Genomic DNA, 24,782 nt, shown 5'->3' with positions numbered 1-24,782 from the left:
GCGGCCGATCTGCCGGCAAATCCAGCTGATCCGGCAAACCCGCCAACTGCTCCCGCCAGTAAGCAACCTGCCTAGCCGACAACGACTCCGGATCATCCTCCGACCCCAGCACCTCACGCTGCCAGATACTGTAATCCGCATACTGCACCGCCAACGGCGCCCAGTCCGGAGCCTGTCCCGCAGTTCGGGCCGCGTACGAAGTCATCAGATCCCGCGTCAACGGATTCATCGACGAACCATCACCGGAAATGTGGTGCACCACCACCACCAGCACGTATTCCTTGGTGGCCGAGTCGCCGCCGGCGATCTCGAACAGCGCCAGCCGCAGCGGCACCTCACGGGTGACATCGAAGCTCGTCGACACCAACTCCACGACGGCGGCCGCGACCTGATCCGCGGCAATCGTCCGCAGCTCCAGTTCCAGATTCGCGACCCCCTGCTCCACCGGCAGAATCACCTGCTCGGGCTCCAGCGTCGAATGCGCGGAACCGGGGACGGCGGTCTGCGGGTAGATCGTGCGCAGGATCTCGTGACGAGCCACCAGATCCCCCACCGCGGCCTGCAAGGCGGGCACATCGATGGCTCCGGTCAGCCGCACTGCGCCCGGCACGTTGTAGGCGGCCGACTGGGTATCGAACCGGTTCAGGAACCACATCCGCTGCTGGGCCGGCGACAACGGAATCCGCTCCGGACGCGGCCCGGCCACGAGTGCACGGCGGTCGTCGTCGCCCGACAGACCCGCCACCCGCACGGCCAACATCTCGACCGTCGATGCCTCGAACAGCAGACGCACCGGAACGCGCATGTCCAGGGCGGCGCCGAGGCGGGCCACTATCTGGGTGGCGATCAGCGAGTTGCCACCGAGGTCGAAGAAGTCGTCGTCGAGGCCCACCTGTACCCCGGCGCCGAGGCCGAGCACCTCGGCGAACGTCGCCGCGACGATCTCCTCGATCGGGGTCGACGGCGCCCGGAATTCCCGCGCCTCGAAGACGGGCTCGGGCAGTGCGCGACGTTCGAGCTTGCCGTTCGGGCTCAGCGGAAGCTCGGCCAGCACCATGAGCGCCGACGGCACCATATAGGACGGCAGCCGGGCCGCCAGGTGCTCACGCAACGCATCGACCTCGACGCCCTCGCCGGAGGGCACCACGTAGCCGATCAGCCGGTCGCCGATCCGGTCGTCCGAGCGCACCAGCGTGACCGCCTCCGCCACCGCGGGATGCTCACGCAACGCATGCTCGATCTCACCGAGCTCGATCCGCAGACCACGCAACTTCACCTGGAAATCGGTACGACCCAAATACACCATCGCACCATCTTCAGTGCGCCGCACCAGATCCCCGGTGCGATACATACGCTCGCCACCACCGAACGGATTCGCCACGAAACGATCCGCCGTCAAATCGGCCCGGCCCACATAGCCCTGGGCCAACTGCACACCCGCCAGATACAACTCACCCGGCACACCCGACGGCACCGGATGCAACCGCGAATCCAGCACGTACGCCTGCGAATTCCACACCGGCGAACCGATCGACACCTCGGCCGAGACGACCTGCGGCACCACACAACCCGTGCCGGTCACCGTGAATTCCGTAGGACCATACAAGTTGTACAGAGCAGCAGTGCTGAACTCCCGGAACGCGGCCACCACATCCGCCGACAGCGCCTCACCACCAACCAGAACCGCCCGCAACGACCGGCATTCCTGTGCCGACGCACTGCTCGTGAACGCCGAAAGCATCGGCGGCACGAACTCGATCACGGTGATCCCGTACCGGTCGATGACCTTCGACAGGTAAACCGGATCACGATGACCACCCGGCGCGATAACGACCAGCTGCGCACCGACGGACAAGGGCCCGAACATCTCCCACACCGACACGTCGAACGTCAGCGGCGTCTTCTGCGGCACCACGTCCTGCGAGCCGACCCCAAGCTCACTGGTGACCCAGACGATCTGATTCACCAGCGCGGCATGAGAGATCGCCACGCCCTTCGGACGACCAGTGGAGCCCGAAGTGAACAACACATACGCCAAATGAGACGGATGCAACGCCGCCACACGATCGGCATCGGTAACCGGAACATCCGAATACCCGGACAAATCCAACTCATCGACAACCAGAACCGGCACACCCTCGGGCGCGAAACCGTCACGCGAGGTCGTCAGCGCACAGGCCGGCGCCGCGGTCTCGAGCACATAGGCATTGCGCTCGTCCGGCTGTTCCGGATCCACCGGTACATACGTACCGCCGGCCTGCAACACCGCATGAACCGCGACCAGCAGATCCAGTGAACGCCGCATCCCCACCGCGACCCGCACATCCGGACCCACGCCGGCCTCGATCAGTCGGCGCGCCAAACGCTGCACACGAGACCCGAATTCCGCATACGTCACCGATGTCGCCCGGGCCGAACCCGACTCGACATCCTCGGCCGAACAATCCACCACCGCAACCGCATCCGGAGTGGCACGCACCTGAGCGACGACGGAGTCGACCACCGTCGACGACGGCTTCAGCGGGTGCTCGACGCCATTCCAGCCGCGCGACTCCAGCGCCAGCTCCGAATCGTCCAGCAGCGACAGGTCACCGATCGGCCGATCCGGCACCGCGGTGACGGCCCGCAGCAACCGCACGAACCAGCGTCCGAACCTCTCGATGGTGGCGGCGTCGAACAGATCGGTGGCATAGGTGATCTTGGCGACGATCCCCGCCGGCACCGCGGCGCCCACACCGGCGCCGTCCGGTTCCGGCGCCCGCATCCGCTCGGCGAGCTCCACCTCCAGATCGAATTTCGCCGTCTCGATGGGCAATTCGAGCCCATCCACGGTCAATCCGGGCAGTTCCACGCTGACCTGCCGGGTGTTCTGCAGCGACAACATCACCTGGAACAGCGGATTGCGTGCCTGCGAGCGCTGCGGGTTGAGGATTTCGACCAGCCGCTCGAAGGGCAGGTCGGCGTTCCCGAAGGCCGCGATGTCGACCGCACGAACCGCCTGCAGCAGATCGCTGAAGGTGGCGCCGCCGTCGACCTCGGTGCGCAGTACCAGGGTGTTGACGAACATGCCGATCAGGTCGTCCAGAGCCTGCTCGCCACGCCCGGCGACCGGGGTGCCGATGGCGATGTCGGATTCGCCGCTCAACCGCGACAGCAGCGCGGCCAGCACGGCATGCACCACCATGAACAGCGTCCCGCCCCGGCTGCGCGCGAATTCGGCCAGATCGGCCTGGATTTCGGCGTCGATATCGAAGACGTGCACCGCACCGCGCCCGGAGGCCACGGCGGGCCGCACACGATCGGACGGCAGGTCGAGTTGTTCGGGCACCCCGCGCAGCGCCTCGGTCCAGAACGAGACCTGCTGGGAGATCAGCGATTCCGAATCGTCTTCGGAACCGAGCACATCACGTTGCCACAGCGCGTAATCGGCGTACTGCACCTCCAGCGGCTGCCAGGCCGGAGCCTGGCCCTCGACGCGGGCGCTGTAGGCCGTCATCACGTCGCGGGCGAACGGTCCCATGGAGAAACCGTCCGCGGAGATGTGGTGCACCACCACCGCCAGCACATGTTCGGTCGGGCTGATCTCGAACAGTCCGGCTCGCAGCGGCACCTCGGTGGTCACCTCGAAGCCGGTGAGCAGCAGCTCCGAAAGCCGCACCGGCAGCTCCGCCTCGGTGACCTCGATCGGTGTCAGATCCGGGATCGACCGGCCGACCGGCATGATCTCCTGGTACGCGAGCAGGCCCTGCTCGGGCGACTCGTACGCGGCCTCGGGGTAGCGGGTACGCAAGGACTCGTGCCGCGCCAGCACGTCGGCCACCGCGAGTTGCAGCGCCGGCGCGTCCAGCAGACCGGACAGCCGGACCGCGACCGGTATGTTGTCGACCGCGGACCCGGGATTGAAGCGGTTCAGGAACCACATCCGCCGCTGTGCCAGCGAGAGCGGGATCCGTTCCGGACGTGGCTGCGGCACAAGGGCTTTACGGGCGCCGCGACCGGTTGCCGACTCGGCGCGCGCGGCCAGCGCGGCCACCGTGGGCGCCTCGAAGATCTCCCGAACCCGCAGATCGGTGTCGAGGGCGGCCGACAGCCGCGCGGCCACCTGGGTGGCGATCAGCGAGTTGCCGCCCAGGGCGAAGAAATCGTCGTCCAGGCCCACCCGGTCCACGCCGAGGGTATCGGCGAAGACGCCGGCGACGATCTCCTCCGGCGGAGTGGACGGTGCGCGGAATTCACGAGCCGCCAGCACCGGTTCCGGCAACGCGCGACGATCCAGCTTGCCGTTCGCGCTCAGCGGCAACTCCTCCAGCACCACGAATGTGGACGGCACCATGTACGACGGCAGATGCGCTGTCAGGTGGGCGCGCACCGCGTCGAAATCGACATCGCCGCCGCCGCGCGGCACCACATAGGCGACGAGCCGATCGCCGGTGCGCTCGTCGGAATGCACCACGACAACCGCCTGCGCGACGGAATCGTATGCGGTGAGCGCGGATTCGATCTCGCCGAGTTCGATGCGCAGACCACGCAACTTCACCTGGAAGTCGGTGCGGCCCAGATACACGATCGCACCGCCGGCCGCGCGCCGCACCAGGTCACCCGTCCGGTACATGCGAGAACCGCTGCCCCCGAAAGGATTAGCCACAAACCGGTCGGAACTCAAATCGGGACGCCGCATATAGCCGCGAGCCAGCTGCACTCCCGCCAGGTACAACTCACCCGCGACACCCACCGGCACCGGATGCAGACGCGAATCCAGCACGTAGGCCTGAGAATTCGACACCGGCGAACCGATCGGCACCGCGACATCCACGTCCGCGGCCACCGGTGCGCTCAGGGCGTGCACCGTGAACTCGGTCGGACCGTACAGGTTGTGCAGCTCGGCGGGCACGCCGAGACGGCCGAACGCCGCGACCGTATCCGGCGCCAGCGCCTCACCCGCGATCAGCAGCACACGCAACGCACCGAGCGCCGAACCGTCGGCGCCATCGGCGAACACCCGCAGCATCGACGGCACGAACGACGTCATGGTGACCCGCTCGGCCGCCATCACCTCGGCCAGATACCGCGGATCCCGGTGCCCGTCCGGACTGGCGATCACCATCCGCCCGCCGGTCACCAACGGACCGAACAACTCCCACACCGACACATCGAAGGTCGCCGGTGTCTTGAACAGCACGACATCATCGGCGCCGATGCCGTATTCACCGGTGATCCATAGGATCTGGTTGACCACACCCGCATGCGACACCGCCACGCCCTTCGGGCGACCGGTCGAACCCGAAGTGAAGATCACATAGGCGAGATGCTCCGGCCGCAGCGGTGCGCGACACTCGTCGGGACTCAGCGGGGAATCCGCGTAATCCGACAGGTCGAGCTCGTCGACGCGCAGCACCCGGTCGTGACCGGCTGCCCGGAAATCGTCACGCGCGGTGGTGAGGACGCAGACAGGCGCCGCGGTATCCAGAACGTAGGCGATGCGCTCGGCCGGCTGATCCAGGTCCAACGGTACATACGCGCCACCGGCCTCGAGCACCGCGTACATCGCGATCACCAGGTCCACCGAGCGCCGCATACCCAGGGCCACCAGGGATTCCGGACCAACGCCGGCGTCGATCAGGCAGCGGGCCAGCCGATGGACCGCGCCACCGAATTCGGCGTAGGTCAGGACCCGGTCCGACTCGCGGTCGACGATCGCGATCGCATCGGGAGTGGCCTGCGCCTGGGCGACGAACTGCGACATGAGCGATTCCGGCACATCCGTATCGCGCACGGTGTCGTTCCAACCGCGCAGCTCCTGGGCGACCTCCCGCGCATCCAGCAGCGGAATATCGCCGAGCGGCCGATCCGGCGTCGCCACAACGGCTTTCAGCAGCCGGACGAAACGGTTCGCGAGCTGCGCGACCGTACCGGCATCGAAAAGATCGGTCGCGTAGATGAATCGGGCACTGATGTCCGTCGAGACGTCCGAATCACCGCCCGTCGGCATACCCTCGGCGAGCTCGAGTTGCAGGTCGAACTTGGCCGTCTCGTTCGGCAGCTCCACGCCGCTGACGGACAGGCCGGGCAGTTTCAGCTCGCTCAGACCGGTGTTCTGCAACGACAACATGACCTGGAACAGCGGATGCCGCGCCTGCGAACGAGCCGGGTTCAGGATCTCGACCAGCCGCTCGAACGGCAGATCCGCGTTATCGAAGGCCGCGATATCACCGGCCCGGACCGACTGCAGCAGATCGCTGAAGCTCTCTGCCACCTCGACCCGGGCCCGCAGCACGAGAGTATTGACGAACATGCCGATCACGCTGTCGAGCTCGCGTTCGCCACGACCGGCCACCGGGGTTCCGATGGCGATGTCGCTCTCACCGCTCAGGCGCGCCAGCAAGACCGCCAGCGCCGCGTGCACGACCATGAACATGGTCGTGCCGTGCGCGCGGGCGAGGTCGGCGAGCCGAGACCGGGTCTTGGCGTCGATCACCAGGTCGTGGACCGCGCCGCGGCCCGAAGCCACCGCCGGACGCGGCCGATCGGCGGGCAGGTCCAGCTGCTCCGGCAAACCCTGCAGCCTCTGCACCCAGTATGAAATCTGCTGGGCGATAACCGATTCCGAATCATCTTCGGCTCCGAGCACATCACGCTGCCAGAGCGCGTAGTCGGCGTACTGCACCTTCAGCGGCAGCCACGCCGGCTCGTCCCCCTCGACGCGTGCCGCGTAGGCGATCATCACGTCGCGGGCGAACGGGCCCATGGAGAAGCCGTCACCGGAGATGTGATGCAGCACCAATGCGAGCACATGCTCGGTCGGACTGACCTCGAACAGGCGGATCCGAACCGGCACTGCGGCGGTCACGTCGAATCCGGTCAGTACCAACTCCGAAAGCCGCAGCGGCAGTTCGGCTTCGCTGATCTCGATCGGCGTCAGATCCGGAATGACCTGGCTGGTCGGCAGAATGTCCTGGTATGCGGCCAGGGCGGGATCGTGGGAATCGTACTCGGCCTCGGGGTAGCGGGTGCGCAGGGACTCGTGCCGTGCCAGCACGTCGGCGACCGCGATGTGCAGCGCCTGCCTGTCGAGCAGGCCGGACAGCCGGACCACGACCGGAATATTGTCCACCGCGGATTCGGGATCGAACCGGTTGAGGAACCACATCCGCCGCTGTGCCAGCGACAACGGAATACGCTCCGGACGCGGCTGTGGCACCAGTGGCTTGCGCGCGATGGAGCGCGCCGACGACTCGGCCCGCGCGGCCAGCGCGACGACGGTGGACGCCTCGAAGATCTCGCGCACGCCCACCCGCTTGTCCAATGCCACGGACAACCGTGCCGCCACCTGGGTGGCGATCAGCGAATTACCGCCCAGCGCGAAGAAGTCATCATCCAGACCAACCCGATCCGCACCCAGTACCTCGGCGAAGACGCCGGCGACGATCTCCTCCACCGGCGAACCGGGCGCGCGGAAGACCGCGGCCTCGAACACCGGCACCGGCAACGCCCGGCGATCGAGTTTGCCCGAGGCATTGAGCGGCAACGCCTCGAGCACCATCACGATCGAGGGCACCATATAGGCCGGAAGCCGCCGCCCGAGCTCCTCGCGGACGAGATCCACATCGATCGGAAGACCCTGCCCCGCAACAACATAACCCACAAGCTGAGCACCGGCACGCTGGTCTCCACGGACCACGACCACGGCCTGGGAGACCTCCTCCAGCGCGGTCAGCGCCGCCTCGATCTCCCCCAGCTCCAACCGCTGACCACGCAGCTTCACCTGGAAGTCGGTGCGGCCCAAATACTCCAGCTCACCACCGGCCGTCCAGACCACCAGATCACCGGTGCGATACAGCCGCTCGCCATCACCGAACGGGCTGGCCACGAAGCGGTCCGCCGTCAAATCGGTGCGCGCGACGTACCCGCGCGCCAACTGATCGCCCGCCAGATACAACTCACCCGCGACACCCGCCGGAACCAGCCGCAACCGTGAATCCAGCACGTATACACGAGTATTGAAGACCGGACGACCGATCGCCACCGAATCGACATCGGCATAGACCACCCGATGATGGGTGACGTCCACCGCCGCCTCGGTCGGGCCGTACAGGTTGTACAACTCCGTACCGGTCAACTCCCGCAGACGATGCGCAGGCCCGGGCGCCAACGCCTCACCCGAGGCGAACACCATCCGCAACGAGCCACACCCCGACACAGCGGGCTCGGCCACGAAAACCGTCAACATCGACGGCACGAAGTGAGCAACGCTCACCCTCTGCTCGGCGATCAATTCCGCCAGATACGCCGGATCCCTGTGGCCGTCCGGCCTGGCGATCACCAGACGCGCACCGATCTGCAACGGCCAGAAGAATTCCCACACCGACACATCGAACGTCGAGGGCGTCTTCTGCAACACCACGTCGTCCTCGGCCAGACCGTACTCCGACTGCATCCACACCAGGCGATTCACGATCGCGGCATGCGACACCGCCACACCCTTCGGGCGGCCCGTCGACCCCGACGTGAAGATCACATACGCGGAGTTCTCCGGCCGCAGCGGCGCCCGCCGGTCGGCATCGGACAGCGGCTCGATCGAGTACCCCGACAACTCCAGCAGATCGATGCGCGCCTGCGCGGTATCGGCGTCCAGATCGGTTCCGGAGGTGAGCACACACACCGGATCCGCGGTCTCGAGAATGTATTGCGTGCGCTCGGCCGGATGCTCCGGATCCAGCGGCACGTAGGCGGCGCCGGCGACGGACACCGCGTACATGCCGACCACCAGGTCGATGGAGCGCCGCATGCCCAGGGCCACCAGCGACTCCGGTCCGACACCGCGCTCGATCAGCCAGCGTGCCAGCTGGTGGACCCGCGCGGCGAACTCGGCGTAGGACACAGTGGTCCCCTCGAAGGTCACCGCGGGCGCGTCGGGCGTGCGTGCCGCCTGCGCCTCGAACAATGCGACGAGGGTCGCGTTCGGCGCCGCGGATTCTTCGAGCGCGCCGGCGATATCGAAATCGGTGGCGTTCCATTCCGAGACGATCAGTTCGCGCTCACCCGACTCGAGCAGATCGATACCGCCGACCGCGCTGCTGGAGTCGGCCGTGATCGCGGTAAGCACCCGCACCAGACGGTCCGCGATGCCGCGCACCGTGTCCTCATCGATCAGGTCTCGCAGATAACTCGCGCGGAAACGCAGGCGCGCGTCGAGGCGCGCGATCAGCGTCAGCGGGTAGTGGGTCGAGTCGGTGGCTTCCAGAGCGGTGAGCTCCATACCGTCGATATCCGCGGCCTGCTTCGCGATTCCCTCGGCATCGACCGGGAACGACTCGTACACCACCAGCGTGTCGAACAACCCACCGATACCGGCGGCGGACTGGATCTCCGACAGGCCGACATAGTGGTGGTCCAGCAGGTCCGCCTGCTCACCCTGAAGACGCGCCAGCAGATCCCGCGCCGATTCGGATTCCTCGAAACGCACGCGCACCGGCACGGTGTTGATGAACAGACCCACCATGGACTCGACGCCGGGCAGCTGCGGCGGCCGACCCGACACGGTGGTGCCGAACAGTACGTCATCGCGACCGGTCAAGCGGCCCAGCAGGATTCCCCAGGCCGCCTGCAGCACCGTATACGTGGTGACACCCAGCGTCGCGGCCAGCTCGGTGAGTCCTCTGGTGGCCGCCTCGTCCAGTTCGAACAGGTATTCGCCCGACAACGTGCTGATTTCGTGTCCGGAGTCGTACCGCGTCAGCAGAGTCGGCTCCGAAACATCCCTCAGCGCCGTAGTCCACGCCGCCAGCGAGGCCGCGTGATCTTGCCGCACGGACCATTCCAGGAAATGCCGGTAGGACCGCACGGGGGCCAGCGCGCCGGTCTCGCCGTGCGTGGCGTACAACACCAGCAGATCCTGCATCAGCAGTGGCATCGACCAGCCGTCGAGCAGGATGTGGTGGTTGGACACCGCCAGCCGCCAGCTGTCATCCGCCACCTGGATCAGGGTGAACCGGATGAGGTGCGGCTCTGCCAGGTCGAACCGGCGCATCCGGTCGTCATTGATGGGGTCGCTCGCGTCGCCGGTGGCGCGGCAATCGATCTCGGTCCACGACACCTGAACGTCGCGGAGCACCAGCTGCACCGGATGCCCCTCGGCATCGGTGACGAACACGGTCCGCAGATTCTCGTAGCGATCAATGAGAGCTTGTGCGGCCGAATGCAACCGGGATGCGTCCATGCGCCCGGTCAGGGTGAGCACCGCCTGCGCGGTGTACACGTCCACCGACGCCACGGCCAGCTGCGCGTGGAACGCGAGACCCGCCTGCAACGGCGACAGCGGCCATGCCTCGCTCAGCGCCGGGAAACGTTGCTCCCAGCCGTCGATATCGCGCTGCGCGACCCGGACCAGCGGGAAGTCCGACGGGGTATGCCCGCCCGCCTCGGCCGACTCGGCGTGCAGCGCGATCGCTTCCACGGCCTCGACCCATGAGCGAGCGAATTCGGCGACCGATTCCTCATCGAGAAGTGTTGCCGGATAACCGATATCGGCACTGAGCTGGTCGCCGACCACGACGGCGTTGATGTCCAGCGTGGCCATCAGCGGCATATCGGGGTCGTAACCACCGCCCAGATCACCGAAGCCGGACGCCGGGATCCATCCGAGGCTGCGCATCGCCTCGGGTACCGCGCTCTCGGACACACGACCCAGGTAGTTGAAGCTCACCTGGCCGGGCAGCTGTTCCGGCAGCTGTGCCGCACTGCCTGGATCCAGGTAGCGCAGCATCCCATAGCCAAGTCCCTTGTCCGGAACCGCGAGCAACTGCTCCTTGATCGCCTTGATGGCACGGCCCATCGCCGGACCACCGGTCAGCGCGGCATCGATATCGATGCCGGATAGGTCGAAACGCACCGGGAAGACCGCGGTGAACCAGCCGACGGTCCGCGACAGGTCCGCACCGGGCACGACGTCCTCTTCGCGCCCATGGCCTTCCATCCGGATGAGCACCGAGTCCGGGTCGGCATCCGGCACGCGGCTCGCGCGCCACTTCGCCATCGCCAGGACCAAGGCCGTCAGCAGGCCGTCGTTGGCGCCGCCGTGGAACAACGCCGGCACGGTGGTCAGCAGGGATCGGGTGGCGTCCTCGGACACCTGAACGTTGTAGTGCTCGCCCACACGGTAGACCTCGACCGTGGGATCGAGCGCCCGCTCGGTCAGCAGCGGATCGGGGCCCTCGACCACCGAACGCCACCAGTCGAGTTCGGCGCCGCGTTCGCCTGCCCGCCGCTCCAACGCGTGCGCCCAGGTGCGCATGCTCGTGCCCGGCGCCGGCAGCTCCGGCGTCCTGCCCGCCGACTGCTGTGCCCACGCCGCCATGAAGTCCGGCACCAGAATGCGCCAGGACACACCATCGATGACCAGGTGGTGAGCGACGACGATCAGGCGCCCGGAACGCTGCGCCGAGGTCGGCTCGAGCCATACGAACCGGATCACCACGCCCGCTTCCGGATTCAGCTCACTCAGAGCGGAATCCAATGCGGCCGAAGCACTCTCGAGCAGTGCCGCATCGTCGATGTCGGCGTCGAATTCGACCCGATCGATCAGGGCATCGATATCGACGGCGCCCCGCGCGGCAGTTTCGAGGATCCAGTCGCCGTCGTGCCGGCGCAGGCTTGCCCGCAACATGTCATGGCGGTCGACGACCGCGCCGAGGGTCGCCGCGATGCCGGCGCGGTCGATGCCGGCCGGAAGTTCCAGAACCATCGTCTGGTTGAAGCGCGCGAACGAACCCGGTCGCTCGACCATCATCCGCACGATCGGCGTCAACGGCATGGCGCCGACGCCACCGCCGGGCAGCAGCTCGGGCAGCACCGGCCTCGAATCACCCGATGCGTCACCGGTTTCGGCGGCGTCCGCCAGGCTCGCGACCGTTCTGCGTTCGAACACGTCGCGCGGACTGAACACCACACCACGCGCCTTGGCGCGCGACACCAGCTGAATCGACAAGATCGAGTCTCCGCCCAGGGCGAAGAACGAATCGTCCACTCCCACCTGGTCGACGCCGAGCAATTCGGCGAAGACCTCGGCGATGACGGACTCGGCCTCGCCGACCGGAGCACGGAACTCCCGCGCCGCCAGCACCGGTTCGGGCAGCGCGCGCCGATCCAGCTTGCCGCTCGCACTCAGCGGCATGGCCTCCAGCACCACAACCGCCGACGGCACCATATAGGACGGCAACATCGCATCGAGGTGCGCCCGCAACGCGCGGTCGAACTCCGCCGTGTCCTGGATGGCCTCACCGGCGCCCGGCACCACATAGGCGACGAGCCGCTCACCGGCGCCGGCCCCTGTGCGCACCAGCGCGACCGCCTCCGCCACCGCGGGATGCTCACGCAACGCATGCTCGATCTCACCGAGCTCGATCCGCAGACCACGCAACTTCACCTGGAAATCGGTACGACCCAAATACACCATCGCACCGTCCTCGGTGCGCCGCACCAGATCCCCGGTGCGATACATACGCTCGCCACCACCGAACGGATTCGCCACGAAACGATCCGCGGTGATCGTGGGGCGGCCGAAATAGCCGCGCGCCAGCTGCACACCCGCCAGATACAACTCACCCGCGACACCCGACGGCACCGGATGCAACCGCGAATCCAGCACGTACGCCTGCGAATTCCACACCGGCGAACCGATCGGCACCTCGGCCGGGATAACCTCGGGAACCAACCACCCCGTACTGGTCAACGTGAATTCCGTAGGACCGTACAGATTGTGCACCGTCGTCGCGCTGAACTTCCGGAACGCGGCCACCACATCCGCCGACAGCGCCTCACCACCGGCGAGAACCGCGCGAAGCGACCCGCATTCCTGCGGCACAGCACTGCTCGTGAACGCCGAAAGCATCGACGGCACGAACGAAATCACCGTGATGCCGTACCGATCGATGACCTTCGACAGATAAAGCGGATCACGATGACCACCCGGCGCGATAACGACCAGCTGCGCACCAACAGACAAGGGCCCGAACAACTCCCACACCGACACGTCGAACGTCGACGGCGTCTTCTGCGGCACCGCGTCCTTCGGGCCGATCCCGAACTCATCAGTGATCCACGCGATCTGATTCACCAACGCGGCATGAGTAACCGCGACACCCTTCGGACGACCGGTGGAGCCCGAAGTGAACAACACATACGCCAAATGAGACGGATGCAACGCCGCCACACGATCGGCATCGGTAACCGGAACATCCGAATACCCGGACAAATCCAACTCATCGACAACCAGAACCGGCACACCCTCGGGCGCGAAACCATCACGCGACGTAGTCAGCACGCACGCCGGCGCAGCCGTCTCGAGCACATACGCATTGCGCTCATCCGGCTGATCAGGATCCAGCGGCACGTACGCACCACCGGCCTGCAACACCGCGTAAACGGCGACAACCAAATCCAGTGAACGCCGCATCCCCACCGCGACCCGCACGTCCGGACCCACACCGGCCTCGATCAACCGGCGCGCCAAACGCTGCACACGAGACCCGAATTCCGCATAGGTCACCGACACAGCCTCAGCCGAACCCGACTCGACATCCTCGGCCGAACAATCCACCACCGCAACCGCATCCGGAGTAGCACGCACCTGAGCCACGATGAAGTCGACCATCGTCAACGACGGCTCCAGCAAGTGCTCGACGCCATTCCCGCCGTACAGCTGCTCGGCCGCCTCCTGCGCATCCAGCAACGGGATGTCACCGATCGGACGATCCGGAGTGAGCGTCACGGCCTCCAACAGCCGAACGAACAGGCCGGCGAACCGCTCGATAGTGGTGACATCGAAAAGATCTGTGGCATAGACGAAATAGGCGGAGATACCGGCCGGAACCGCAGGACCGTCACCGGCGCCCTCGGCCGGGATCACCTGCTCGGTGAGCTCGAGTTGCAGATCGAACTTGGCCTCCGCAGTAGGCAACTCCATGCCACTGATGGCCAGGCCCGGCAACTCCAAGCTGGTCCGGCCCATGTTCTGCAACGACAGCATCACCTGGAACAGCGGATGCCGCGCCTGCGAACGCTCCGGATTCAGCACCTCCACCAGGCGCTCGAACGGCACATCCGCGTGACCGAACGCCGCGATGTCACCGCCGCGCACCGACTCCAGCAGCTCGCCGAAGGTGAGAGCGCCGTCGACCCGGGTCCGCAACACCAGGGTGCCGACGAACATGCCGATCAGATCGTCGAGTTCGCGCTCACCGCGACCCGCCACCGGTGTGCCGATCGCGATGTCGGGCTCACCGCTCAACCGCGCGAGCAACACCGCCAGCACCGCATGGACGACCATGAACAGGGTGGCGCCGTGCGATTGGCCGAGATCGCCCAACCGGGACTGGGTTTCGGCATCGATCTCGAAGTCGTACTTCGCGCCGTGCCCCGAGGCCACCATCGGCCGCGGCCGATCGGTCGGCAAATCCAGCGTATCGGGCAGACCATCCAGCGCGGCGCGCCAATAACCGATCTGCTTGGCGATCAACGACTCCGGATCGTCCTCCGACCCCAGAACCGCACGCTGCCACACACTGAAGTCCGCGTACTGAACCGGCAGCGGCGCCCAGTCCGGCGCCAGTCCCGCCGCGCGGGCCGCGTACGAAGTCATCAGATCCCGCGTCAGCGGACCCATCGACCAGCCGTCGGCCGCGATATGGTGCGCCACCACCACCAACACGTGCTCGGCAGCCGCACCGCCGGTCTCGACCCGCAGCAACCGGACTCGCAACGGCACCTCGGCACGCACATCGAACCCGGCGATCACCAGTTCGGTGACGGCGTCCCGCACCATATCCGGCCGCACGGAAATCGGAGTCAGGTCCGGAACAGCCTGCGCGGCAGTCAGAATCAGCTGATACGCGAAACCGTCGCGCTCCGGGTAGACCGTGCGCAGCACCTCATGACGATCGACCAGGTCCCCGACCGCGGCCTGCAGCGCGTCCACATCCAGGTCGCCGGTCAACCGCAGCACGGCAGGCATGTGATACGTCGCCGAGGCGGTGTCGAACTGGTTGAGGAACCACATTCGCTGCTGCGCCAACGACAATGGCATCTGCTCCGAACGCGCCACCGCCGTCAACGCGGGCCGATCGGCCGCAGTACCCACATGCTCCGCCAGCCGCGCCGCCAGACTCTCCACGGTCGGCGTGTCGAACAGCAGCCGCACGGGGACATGTGCGCCCAGCACGCTCCCCAACCGCGCCGCCACCTGGGTCGCGATCAGCGAATTGCCACCCAGGGCGAAAAAGTCGTCATCCAAACCGACGCCCTCGGCGCCCAGCACCTCGGCATAGGTATCGGCAACCGCCCGCTCGACCGGAGTAGCCGGGGCCCGGAAGACCTTCGCCTCGAACACCGGATCGGGCAACGCCCGCCGATCCAGCTTGCCCGACGCATTGAGCGGGAACTCCTCGAGCACCACGAACGCCGCAGGCACCATATATTCCGGTACGCGCCGCGCAAGTTCATCCCGCACCGCGTCGACGGCGAACTCCACACCCGGAGCCGCCACCACGTACGCCACCAACTGATCGCCCAGCCGGCGATCCTCGCGCATCACCACGACCGCCTGCGCGACCGCCTCGACGGCCAGCAGCGCGGATTCGATCTCACCCAGCTCGATCCGCAGACCGCGCAACTTCACCTGGAAGTCGGTGCGGCCCAGATACTCCAGCTCACCACCGGCCGTCCAGACCACCAGATCACCGGTGCGATACAGCCGTTCACCATCACCGAACGGACTGGCCACGAACCGATCCGCGGACAGATCGGCGCGCGCGACATATCCGCGGGCCAACTGCACACCCGCCAAATACAATTCACCCGCGACACCCACCGGAACCGGCCGCAACCGTGAATCCAGCACATACACCCGAGTGTTGAACACCGGCGCACCGATCGGCACCGAATTCACATCGGCGTCGATCACCTCGTGATAGGTGACGTCGACCGCCGCCTCGGTCGGACCGTACAGGTTGTGCAGACGCGCGCCGGTCAATGCCCGCAACTGCTGCGCGACCTGCGCCGGCAGCCCCTCACCCGAGGCGAACACATGACGCAGCGACACCTCGGACGCCCCGGCCACGTCCGTCTCGAGCGCGGCGACGAACACCGCCAGCATCGAAGGCACGAAGTGCACCACCGTGACACCCTCGGCCGCGATCACATCGACCAGATACGCAGGATCCCTGTGCCCATCGGGCCTGGCGACCACCAGACGCGCACCGATCTGCAACGGCCAGAAGAACTCCCACACCGACACATCGAACGTCGACGGCGTCTTCTGCAACACCACGTCGTCCCCGGCCAGACCATACTGGGCATGCATCCACACCAGGCGATTCACGATCGCGGCATGCGATACCGCCACACCCTTCGGGCGGCCCGTCGAACCCGACGTGAAGATCACATACGCGGAGTTCTCCGGCCGCAGCGGGGCAAGCCGGTCCGAATCGGTCAACGGCTCGTCGGAGAAGCCCGAAAGGTCGAGCCGGTCGATCTCGACCGACACCTGACCGGGTGGCACGTCCCACGCATCCCGGGCGGTGGTCAGCACGCAGACCGCCTCGGCGGTGCCCAGGACGTATTCGATGCGCTCGACCGGATGATCGGGATCCAGCGGCACGTACGCGCCACCGGCCGCGGTCACGGCGTACAGACCGACCACCAGGTCGATCGAGCGCCGCATCCCGATGGCCACCCGTGATTCCGGGCCCACTCCCTGCTCGATCAACCAGCGGGCGAGCCGGCGCACCCGGACCGCGAACTCGGCATAGGACAGACTCGTCCCCTCGTAGCTGAGGGCGGTCGCGTCCGGAGTCTGGGCTACCTGGGCCTCGAACAGCGACACCAGCGTCTCCGCGGCATCGTCGGAAACCCTCGGCAGCGCCGCGTCGAGCGGAAATTCGGTGGCGTTCCAGTCCAGCAGGATTCGATCCCGCTCGGCCTTGCCGAGCAGATCGATATCGCCGACACGGCGCTCCGGCCCGCCCGACAGCACGTCCAGGATCCGCACCAGCCGCGCCGACAACTCGCCCACCTGATCAGCGCTGAAGCGGCTGAGCAGATGCTTGAGGGTCAGCACGATCACCGGCTCCGCGGTCACCAGCAGAGTCATCGGATAGTGGGTGTCATCGTTGATGCCCGCATCCGTCACCGACATCCCGTCGATGGAACTGGTCGCCGCGATCGCTTCGGTGTCCACCGGATACGACTCGAACACCACCAGCGAATCGAACTTCACCGCCGCGGGCGCGACCCGCTGGATGTCGGTCAGCCCCACATAGTGGTGATCGAGCAGTCCGGCCTGCTCGCCCTGCAGGCCCGTGAGCAACTCCCGCACCGTGACGTGATCGTCCACCCGCACCCGCACGGGCAGGGTGTTGATGAACAGGCCGACCATCGACTCGACACCCGGCAGTTCGGCCGGGCGGCCGGACACGGTGGCGCCGAACACCACATCGTCACGACCGGTCATCCGGCCCAGCAGCACACCCCAGGCGGCCTGGATCAGCGTGTTGACGGTAATGCCCAGCTCGGCACAGTACCGCTTGATCTGCTGCGTACGCTCGGCATCGATCTCGGTGATCCGTTTGCCGATCTCGAAGGTCTCGGCACCGGCCGGCGTCGTGCGCGCCGCCAGTTGCGTCGGCTCCTCGATACCGGCCAACGCCCGCTGCCAGGTGCGCAGCGACGCCTCCTGGTCACGACCGGCCAGCCAGATCAGGTAATTCCGGTACGACGCCGCACTCGGCAGCGCACCGGTATCACCGCGAACCGCGTACAGCACCAGCAGATCCCGCATCAGCAGCGGCATGGACCAGCCGTCGAGCAGGATGTGATGCGTCGTGATCACCAACTGCCACCGGTCCTCGGCGATCCGGTACAGCGTGTACCGCAGCAGCGGCGGCGCCGCGAGATCGATGTGCCGCGCGCGATCCGCCGCGATCAACCGCCGCAGTTCCGCATCACGCCCCTCGGCGGGCACATCCGTGAGATCCACCTCGCGCCACGGCACCTCGACCCGATCCAGCACCACCTGCACCGAATGTCCGTTCGCATCGGTGACGAACGCGGTGCGCAGGTTCGGATACCGCTCGAGCAGCCGCTGCGCCGCGGTCCGCAGCCGGTCGCCGTCCACCGGACCGGTCAGGCTGACCACGGCCTGGATGACGTACACATCGACCGTGGACTCGGTCAGCAACGCATGGAACAGCAAGCCCGACTGCAACGTCGACAACGGCCACACGTCCACCAGACCCGGGTTCGTGCGCTCCCAGACCTCGATATCGGACTGGGTGGCCGCCAGCAGCGGCAGATCCGACGGAGTGAGACCGCCCGCGTCCGAATGCCGGGTGTGCTGTGCGAGCGCGGTCAGCGCCCGCACCCACAGATCCGCGAACTCCTGCACCCGGGCGCGCTCCAGCAGGCCCGACGGATAGGCGAACGAGGCACCCAGTTCCGGACCCGCGTCACCGTCGGTCACGATCGCGTTGATATCGATCGTGGCGTTGGCGGGCATATCCGCATCCATCCCCGCGGACAGCTCGCCCAGATCGTCGACCGGCGCCCAATCCAGCCCGGCGAGCTGATCGGTCGCCTTACCGGCCGAGACACGGCCCAGATAATTGAAGCTGATCTGCCCGGCATCCACGAGCTGCCCGGCGATCTCCGGAGCGAGATAGCGCAGCAGGCCGTAGCCCAGCCCCTTGTCGGGGACCGCGAGCAACTGCTCCTTCACCGACTTGACGATCCCGCCCAGCGCCCGGCCACCGGCGAAAGCCTCACCGAGGTCGGTGCCGTTCAAGCCGCCCAGATCCAGCCGCACCGGATAGGCGGTGGTGAACCAGCCCACGGTGCGCGACAGATCCGCACCCGGGACGACGTACTCCTCGCGACCGTGACCCTCCAGCCGGATCAGCGCGGTCGACGCCTGATCTCCCCGCCAGTGCGCGATCGCCAGGGCCAGCGCGGACAGCAGACCGTCGTTGGCCCCACCGTGATACAGGCCCGGAATCGTCGTCAGCACCGCTTCGGTCACGTCGGCCGGGACGCGCACCGTCAACCGCTCCACGGTGGCGTTGGTGTCCACCGCGGGGTCGAAGGCGCGCGCACCGAGCAGCGGGTCCGGAGTAGCCGCCGAAACATGTTGCCAGAACGACAGTTCCGCGACACGCTCCGGCGACACCGCCGCATCGGTCAGCGCATGCGCCCACCGCCGCATCGATGTGCCGTTGGCCGGCAACGACACCGGCTCTCCCGCCGCGACCTGCGACCACGCCATCGCGAAGTCCGGAATCAGAATCCGCCACGACACGCCATCGACGACGAAGTGGTGCGCGACCACCAGCAGCACATCGGCCCGCTCACCGGCGGTGGACGCCTCGAACGCGAACCAGACGAACTGCACCATCACACCGGCCGCCGGATCCAGACGACCAAGCGCCGCATCGTATTCCGCGGTACCCAGGCGGGTCAGCGCGGCATCGTCGATATCCGCGGCCACCTCGACGCGATGGATCAGCGCGTCGGCATCGACCGCGCCGGGCCCGAGGGCCTCGAATGTCCAGCCGTCGGTGACGCTGCCGCGCAACCGGCTACGCAGCACGTCGTGATGATCGAACACCGCATCGATCGTCGAGACCAGCATCGCGCGATCGATGCTCGCGGGCAGGCGCAGCGTCATCGACTGCGAGAACCGCTGATACGACGAACCACTCGACAGGAAGTGCGCCATGATCGGAAGCAGTGGCATCTCGCCCACGCCGCCGCCGGGCAACTCCTCGAGCACCGGCCGCTCGGCCTCGCCCGCCGCACCGGCCACCTGGGCCAGCCCAGCCACCGTCCGCTGCTCGAACACATCGCGCGGAGTGAACAGCACCCCGCGCGCCTTCGCCCGCGACACCAGCTGAATCGACATGATGCTGTCGCCGCCCAGCGCGAAGAACGAATCGTCCAGGCCCACCTGATCGACGCCGAGGACCTCGGCGACGACCTCGGCGATGGTCTGCTCCAGCGGGCTGCGCGGTGCGCGGAATTCCGCCGAGGTCTCGAACACCGGCTCCGGAAGCGCACGGCGGTCCAGCTTGCCGACCGGGGTCAGCGGCACGCTGTCCAGCACCATGATCGACGAGGGCACCATGTACGCCGGCACGCGCCGCTCGAGGTGTTCGGTCAGCTCCGCGATGTCGATCGAATGACCCTGTACCGCAACGACATACGACGCCAATACCGTCGCGCCCGCGGCGCTGCGGTGCCCGACCGTGACGGCGAAGCCGACGTTCGCGTGCGATACCAGGGCGGCGTCGATCTCACCCAGCTCGATGCGGAAACCGCGCACCTTCACCTGGAAGTCGGAGCGGCCCACATACTCGACCTCACCGTCGGCAGTCCAGCGGACCACGTCGCCGGTGCGGTACATCCGCTCGCCCGGCGCGACCGGATTCGCCACGAACCGGTCCGCGGTCAGGCTCGGCCGCGCGTAATACCCGCGCGCCAGCTGGATACCCGACAGGTACAACTCGCCCGCCACACCGACGGGCACCGGCCGCAACCGTGAATCCAGGACCAGCGACCGCATCCCGCGAATCGGACCGCCGATGGTGACGGTGTCACCCGGCGCCAGCGGATCGCTGATATTGGTCATGATCATGGTCTCGGTCGGGCCGTACCCGTTGTGCAGCGCCCGCACCGAGCCATCCGCCAGCGGAATCGCCCACGTGGCAACCAGATCCGCCGGCACCGCCTCGCCGCCGGCGACCAGTACCCGCAGGCTGTCCAGTCCGCTCGGATCGACGGTCGCCAGCGCGGCCGGGGTGATGAAGGCGTGAGTGGCGCCCTCGAACCGGATGAGCGCGGCGAGCTCCTCGCCGCCGTAGACCCCCGACGGCACCACTACCAGACGCCCGCCGCCGCCGATGGCGAGCAGGAACTCGAGCATCGAGGCGTCGAAGCTCGGCGAGGCGACATGCAGTGCGCGCGTGGCGGAGTCGAGCCCGTAGCGCTCGACCTGCTCGGTGTGGAAGTTCGCCAGACCTGTATGCGGGACGACCACGCCCTTGGGCACGCCTGTCGAACCCGAGGTGTAGATGACATATGCCGGATGCTCCGGACGCAGCGGACGCACCCGATCCGCATCGGTCACCGCGACGGCCTCGAATGCTTCGAGGTCGAACTCGTCCAAGGCCAGCCACTGCACCGAATCCGGCAGCCGATCACGCACCGCCGCGACGGTCAGGCCGATCACCGAGGCCGAATCGGTCACCATGTGGGCGATCCGATCGGCCGGATACGTCGGATCGACCGGTACGAACGCCGCACCCGTCTTGGTCACCGCCCATTCGGCCAGATACGAATCCGCCGAACGCGGTACGGCGACCGCCACCAAGTCTTCGGTACCGATGCCACGCTCGATCAGCGCATGCGCCAACCGGTTCGACCGCTCGTCGAGCTCCGCGTAGGACAGAGTTCTCCCCCACGAGCCGTCCGTCGTCGCCGAGTCGCTCTGACGGCCCTCGACCACGGCGATCGCCTGAGGATCCCGGGATACGGCCTGCGCCAGCAACTCCGGCAGAGTCCGCGCGGCCACGGCCGGTGCACCGACCCGCGCGAGCAGCCCGGTGCGCTCGACCTCGTCGAGGATCTCGAGATCACCGACCGGTGCGTGTGGGGATTCCGCGATCCGACGCAGCAACCGGGTGAACCGCTGCGCGAAGACCTCCACCGTGTCGTCGTCGAAAAGGTCACGGGCGAAGGAGAAATCGGCCACCATGCCGGACCCGTCACTCGCCTCACGGACGGTCAGCGACAGATCGAACTTCTCGATGCCGGAATCCATGTCGAACGCGCCGACACTCAGCCCGGGGAGCTCGAACGTGGCCGCCGCGAGGTTCTCGAATGACAACGCCACCTGGAACAGCGGATTGCGCGCGGTGGACCGCTCCGGAGCCAGGATTTCCACCAGCCGCTCGAACGGAATGTCCGCGTGCGCGAATGCTTGCAGGTCGGTGTCGCGCGCACGGCCCAGCAACTCGGTGAAGCTCAGCTGCCCATCCACCTCGGTGCGCAGCACCAGGGTGTTGACGAACATGCCGATGAGATCGTCGAGTTCGGCCTCGCCACGTCCCGCGATCGGAGTTCCGATCGCGATGTCCTGCGTGCCCGACAACCGGGCCAGCAACACGGCCAGGGCGGCATGCACCACCATGAACAGGGTGGTGTTCTGCTCGCGGCCGATCTCCCGCAACGCGGCGTGCAGATCGGTGTCGATCGGGAACCGCACGCGCCCACCGTGATACGACGGCACGGCCGGCCGCTGCCGGTCGAGCGGCAGGTTGAGTTCGTCGGGCAGATCGGCCAGCGCGGTGCGCCAGTAGGCCGCCTGCGCCGAGATCACACTGTCCGGATCGTCCTCCGAGCCCAGCACCCGGCGCTGCCACAGGCTGAAGTCGGCATACTGCACCGGCAACGGAGCCCAGTCCGGACTCTGCCCGGCGGTGCGGGCCGCATAGGCCAGCATCACGTCGCGCGTCAGCGGGCCCATCGACCAGCCATCCGCGGTGATGTGATGGGCCACGAACATCAGCACATACTCGGCGTTATCGATCTGCAGCAGCCGAACCCGCAGCGGCACTTCGGCAGTCACGTCGAACCCGGCGCCGGCCAGCTCGCGCACGGTCTCCCGAACGGCATCCGGGTGCACAGGGACCGGAGTGAGATCCGGCATGGCCTGCGCGACGGGCAGGACAAGCTGGTAGGCGAGGCCCTCGTGCTCGGGGTAGATCGTCCGTAGCACCTCGTGGCGGGTCACCAGGTCGCCGACCGCGTCCCGCAGCGCCGCCGCATCCAGCAGGCCGCTCAACCGCACCGCCGCCGGCACGTTGTACGCCGCGGACTGCTGGTCGAACCGGTTCAGGAACCACATCCGCTGCTGAGCCAGCGACAACGGAATCCGCTCCGGCCGCGGCTGTGCCGTCAACGCCGAACGACCACCCTCACCGGCATGCCGCCCCACCCGCGCGGACAAACCGCCCACCGTCGACGCCTCGAACAGGGTTCGCACCGCGACCCGGGTGTCCAGGGCCACACCCAGTCGCGCGGCGACCTGGGTCGCGATCAGCGAGTTGCCGCCCAGAGCGAAGAAGTCATCATCGACACCGACGCGCTCGACACCCAGCACATCGGCGAACACACTCGCCACGACCTGCTCGACCGGAGTCGAGGGCGCGCGGAACACCGTCCCCTCGAACTCCGGCTCCGGCAACGCCTTACGGTCCAGCTTGCCATTGGCATTCAGCGGCAGTGCGGCCAGTGTTACGAACGCCGCGGGAACCATATAGGAGGGCAGAGTGGCCGACAGCTCCGAACGCACCTGCGCCACATCGGGATCGACACCCGCACCCACCAGATAGGCGACCAGACGATCGCCCGTCTTGGCATCCGAGCGAGCCAGCACCGCGACCTGGGCGACCCCTGGCAGCGCCAGCAGTGCCGCCTCGATCTCACCCAACTCGATACGGAAACCACGAATCTTCACCTGGAAATCCGAACGACCCCGATAATCCAGCTCACCCTCGGAATTCCACGCCACCAGATCACCAGTGCGATACATCCGCTGGCCCTTACCGAACGGATTCGCCACAAAACGATCCGCAGTCAGATCCGCACGACCGAAATACCCACGCGCCAACTGCGCACCCGCGAGGTAGAGCTCACCCGCCACACCATCAGGCACCGGACGCAAACGCGAATCCAGCACATAGACACGACTGTTCCACTCCGGCACACCAATCGACACCGACGTGACATCGGCATCGGTCACCTCATGACTGGTGATCGACACGGCCGCCTCGGTGGGGCCGTACAAATTGAACAGATCCGCGACATTGTCCCGGCGGAACCTCTGCGCCACCGAACCCGGCAACGCCTCACCGATCGCCAACACCCACCGCAACGAATCCGGCAGCACCCCCTCCGACACCGTCAACAACCCATCGAGCATCGACGGCACCGCGTGCAGCGTGGTCACAGACTCACGCGCGATCAAGGCGTTGAGATACTCCGGATCCTGATGCCCCTGGGGCGCAGCGATTACCAGCCGACCACCGCACACCGCCGCAGTCCAGAACTCCCACACCGACAAATCGAACGTCGCCGCGGTCTTCAACAACACCGCGTCATCGACGCCCAAACCGAATTCGGCGGTCTCCCACAGCAACTGGTTCACGATCGCCGCATGCGGAACGGCCACACCCTTGGGACGACCCGTCGAACCCGACGTGAAAATCACATACACCGTGTTCTTCGGACGCAGCACACCCAATCGCTCACTATCAACGATCGGCGAATCATCGCCCGACTCAGCCGCATCGACTCGCACAACCGGAGCGATCGTGGTCTCGAAACCCGTCGCGGCATCGGTCAGCACACAGATCGGCGCAGCCGTTTCCAGAATGTAATCCGTACGCTCAGCAGCCTGATCCGGATCCACCGGCACATACGCACCACCCGCAGTAGCGACCGCATACATCGCCACCACCAAATCCACCGAACGACGCAACGCCAACGCCACCCGCGACTCCGGGCCCACACCCAACGAAATCAAGTGCCGCGCCAGGCGATTCACCCGCGCGCCGAGCTCACCATAGGTAACACGATCGCCGTCGGCACCGACCAACGCCACCTCATCGGCATGACCGTCCACCGTCGCGTCCAGCAACGAAACCAACGTCGCAGCACGATCAGTCGCCAACGCAGTC

1 protein-coding gene is annotated in these 24,782 nt (G+C 67.0%); it reads right to left on the bottom strand.

Annotated elements, in window-relative coordinates:
* On the bottom strand, window positions 1–24,727 hold a 24,727-nt coding region (locus JZ791_RS36450; protein ID WP_438804593.1), incomplete at its 3' end, for a non-ribosomal peptide synthase/polyketide synthase.
* Window positions 24,728–24,782 lie beyond the last annotated feature (55 nt).

The sequence above is a fragment of the Nocardia alni genome (assembly GCF_019038435.1).
GTDB classification, from domain to species: Bacteria; Actinomycetota; Actinomycetes; order Mycobacteriales; family Mycobacteriaceae; genus Nocardia; species Nocardia alni.
This window is presented reverse-complemented; position numbering and strand designations above follow the sequence as displayed.